The sequence below is a fragment of the Ilumatobacter sp. genome (assembly GCF_041688325.1).
In the GTDB taxonomy this organism is placed as follows: Bacteria; Actinomycetota; Acidimicrobiia; order Acidimicrobiales; family Ilumatobacteraceae; genus Ilumatobacter_A.
On sequence record NZ_JBDNIJ010000162.1, the window covers coordinates 1 to 2,819 of the forward strand.

Sequence of the window (2,819 nt, forward strand, 5' to 3'; positions counted from 1 at the left end):
CCGACGCATTGTGGTTTTGCCGTTCATGCTGCTCGGAGCGAGCCATGCGAAAAGCGACGTGCCGGCGATCGTGGTCGAGGGCCGGCTGCGTCACCCGCAGGTCGACCTCAGATTCGGCTCGCCTCTCGGAGTCGTGCCCGAACTCGTCGAGATCGCTGCCGACAATCTCGGAGCCGTCGACGGTACGGGCGTCCCGCTGCTCGTCATCGCCCGCGGTACCAGCGACCCCGACGCGAACGGCGAGGCCACCAAGGCGGCGCGGCTGCTCGGCGAATGGGTCGATGCCGGCGATCTGCAAGTGGGATTCACAGGAATGACCTGGCCGCGCACGCCCGCTGCCCTGGACATGATGGAACGACTCGGTCACCGCCGTATCGCCGTGTTCTTCTGGTTCCTGTGCAACGGCAAATTGATCGAACGAGCACGCGACGAGATCGCCGAATTTGTTGAACGCACCGGCATCGATGTGGTCGACGCCGGCTACTTCGGCCCAGATCCACGGCTTGTCGTGGTGATCACCCGCCGCTACCTCGAGGCTCTCGACGGAGTACCGGTCGTCAATTGCGACACGTGCGCGTACCGCGCGCCGTTCCCAGGGATGGAAGAAAAAGCTGGCCAGGCGATTGGTGTCGGCCATTCGCACCACGCTGCCGAACACCGGCACTCTCACTTGAGCGACGATGATCAACACGTTGGGCACGGACACTGATGGCTGACACCGACGGTGTTGACTCTGATGCTCGATTACGCGTTCAGCGGCGTGCAGACAGCGTGTCGATGCTGGTCTGCCGGGGGTGCTGCTGTGGCACAGACAAGCACGACGACGTCGATCATGTCGCCCAGGTCGACCGGCTGCAGGTAGCGGTAGCGGGTCGTCGACGAGCGAAGCTGTACACGACGAACTGTCTTGGACCGTGCGAACGCTCCAACGTCGTTGTCGTGCGATCAGGCAGTGAACGCATCTGGTTCGGTGACGTTCTCGACACCGCCGTCACCGCCGCCCTTGCCGACTGGGTCGAGGCTGGCGCACCGCCGTTGCTGCCTGAACGACTGGCCGAACGCCGCTTCGTCCCCGACGACGAGAATCACGAAGACGTCGACGATCTCGCATCGGTCGAGGCGGTCGAGGCGGGCTGACGCCCGATGAGATTCCAGCGACGTCGAGCAGTGCAGCGACGCATGTCTCGCCTGGGACCACGAACTCGGTCGGAGGGTCGAAGCGTTCGGAGAATGCGTCGACCGTCTCCTCCAGGCGCACGATCATGGTCGAGGTGACGAGGGTCTGGTTCGCAACGAGCTTGTGTCGATGTCGACAGCCGTAGCAAGTTCGCTCATCAGGATCCAGAGATCGCATTCGGGCTGGATCAGCAGTACATCGAGTTCGCCGCAGCGACCCCTGGGTCCAGCTCCTCAGCAGGTGGGGCTGATGAGGGTGGCGATGAAGAAGCCGCCGGAGCCGAAGCATGGACACTCGTCTTCGACTCAACGGTGTCGTTCGACGAGAAGGTTCGCTTCATGGCAGATGCCAAGGCGTTGGAGGGAACCGTTGAGGCGTACCTGGTGGCCTCTGTTGTTCGGCTGGGCGAACCGTTGCCGGGTCGTTCGTAAACCCTATTGACAAAAAAAGTTAAGCATACTTTACAAGGCGGCGATCTTCTCGCTATACTTGTAGGCATGGCAACGCCAGGCGAGTTCCACCCCGCATTCGAGGAGTACTGCGAGTGCATCTTCGAACTCGGTGAAGACAACCTTCAAATCGCTCAGGTTCGTATCTCCGAGCGGCTCAATGTCAGCCGTGCGGCAGTCAGCGAGATGATCAAACGGCTCGAAGCGGAGGGGCTGGTCGCTGCGGGCGGTGGGATCCGACTGACGCCGGAGGGAGAGCGGCTCGGTGAGCGCACAGTGCGCCGACACCGCCTTGCTGAGCGTTTCCTCACCGATATTTTGCAGCTCTCCTGGGCCGACGCACATCACGAAGCAGGGAAGTGGGAGCACGTGATGAGCGAGTCAGTCGAACGCTCAATGGACGAGCTGCTCGGCCATCCGACGACCTGCCCGCACGGGAACCCGATCCCCGGATCGGCGTACGAACCTGCTGCCCTGCAACCACTGTCTGAAACCGAAGTCGGTCAGGTTGTTGTCGTGCGTCGCATCACCGAAGAACTCGAATTCGAGCCTGGCCTCCTCGAGTTTCTCGAAGCGTCAGCAATCCAGCCGGGTGAGGCAGTCAGCGTCACATCCGTATCACCCGACGGGACGCTCATGGTCCGAGTGGGCGAGAGCTTCATCGGCATCGCGCCCTTCACGGGCGAACGCATTCTCGTCAGTACCTGACGGTCAGTCCGAATCCATCCGAACGTCCCGAATCACGCCGAAAGCGACATCGAACTCTATGGTTGACACACTCATCGACACCACTGACATCAACCCGGTCCTCAACGAGATCATGCTCGCTGAGCTTGCCGGGGTCGTCAGGTACACGCACTACGCACTCGTGATCACCGGCCCGAACCGTCTGCCTCTGGTGGCGTTCATGCAAGAGCAGGCAGACGAATCGCTGGTGCACGCTCGCCAGGCTGGCGAGATCCTCACCGGCCTCGGGGGCCACCCAACGCAGGGCATTGCCGACATCGAAGAGTCGCACGATCACACCATCGAAAACATCTTGCGTGAGTCGATCGGTCATGAACGGCGGGCGCTCGACCTCTACCGCAACTTGCTCGCACTCGCCGAGGGCGACTCGATTTACCTCGAGGAGTACGCACGGACCCAGATTGGCGCCGAGGAACTACACGTCATCGAGATGAACAAGCTGCTCC

At 61.9% G+C, this 2,819-nt stretch carries 4 protein-coding genes; all 4 read left to right on the forward strand.

Going from position 1 to position 2,819, the window contains the following annotated elements:
• A partial coding sequence (locus tag ACH2EI_RS10195) for a sirohydrochlorin chelatase (RefSeq protein ID WP_395159942.1) occupies window positions 1–709 on the forward strand: 709 nt, incomplete at its 5' end.
• Entirely contained in the window at window positions 709–1,137 is a 429-nt protein-coding gene (locus ACH2EI_RS10200; RefSeq protein ID WP_395156122.1) for a hypothetical protein, read from the forward strand. The genes ACH2EI_RS10195 and ACH2EI_RS10200, both read left to right, overlap by 1 nt.
• 537 nt (window positions 1,138–1,674) lie before the next feature.
• Window positions 1,675–2,334 (forward strand): metal-dependent transcriptional regulator, encoded by a 660-nt coding sequence (locus ACH2EI_RS10205; protein WP_395156124.1) that lies wholly within the window; start codon window positions 1,675–1,677, stop codon window positions 2,332–2,334.
• 58 nt (window positions 2,335–2,392) lie between these two features.
• The coding region (locus ACH2EI_RS10210) for a ferritin-like domain-containing protein (protein WP_395159944.1) at window positions 2,393–2,819 on the forward strand (427 nt) is incomplete at its 3' end.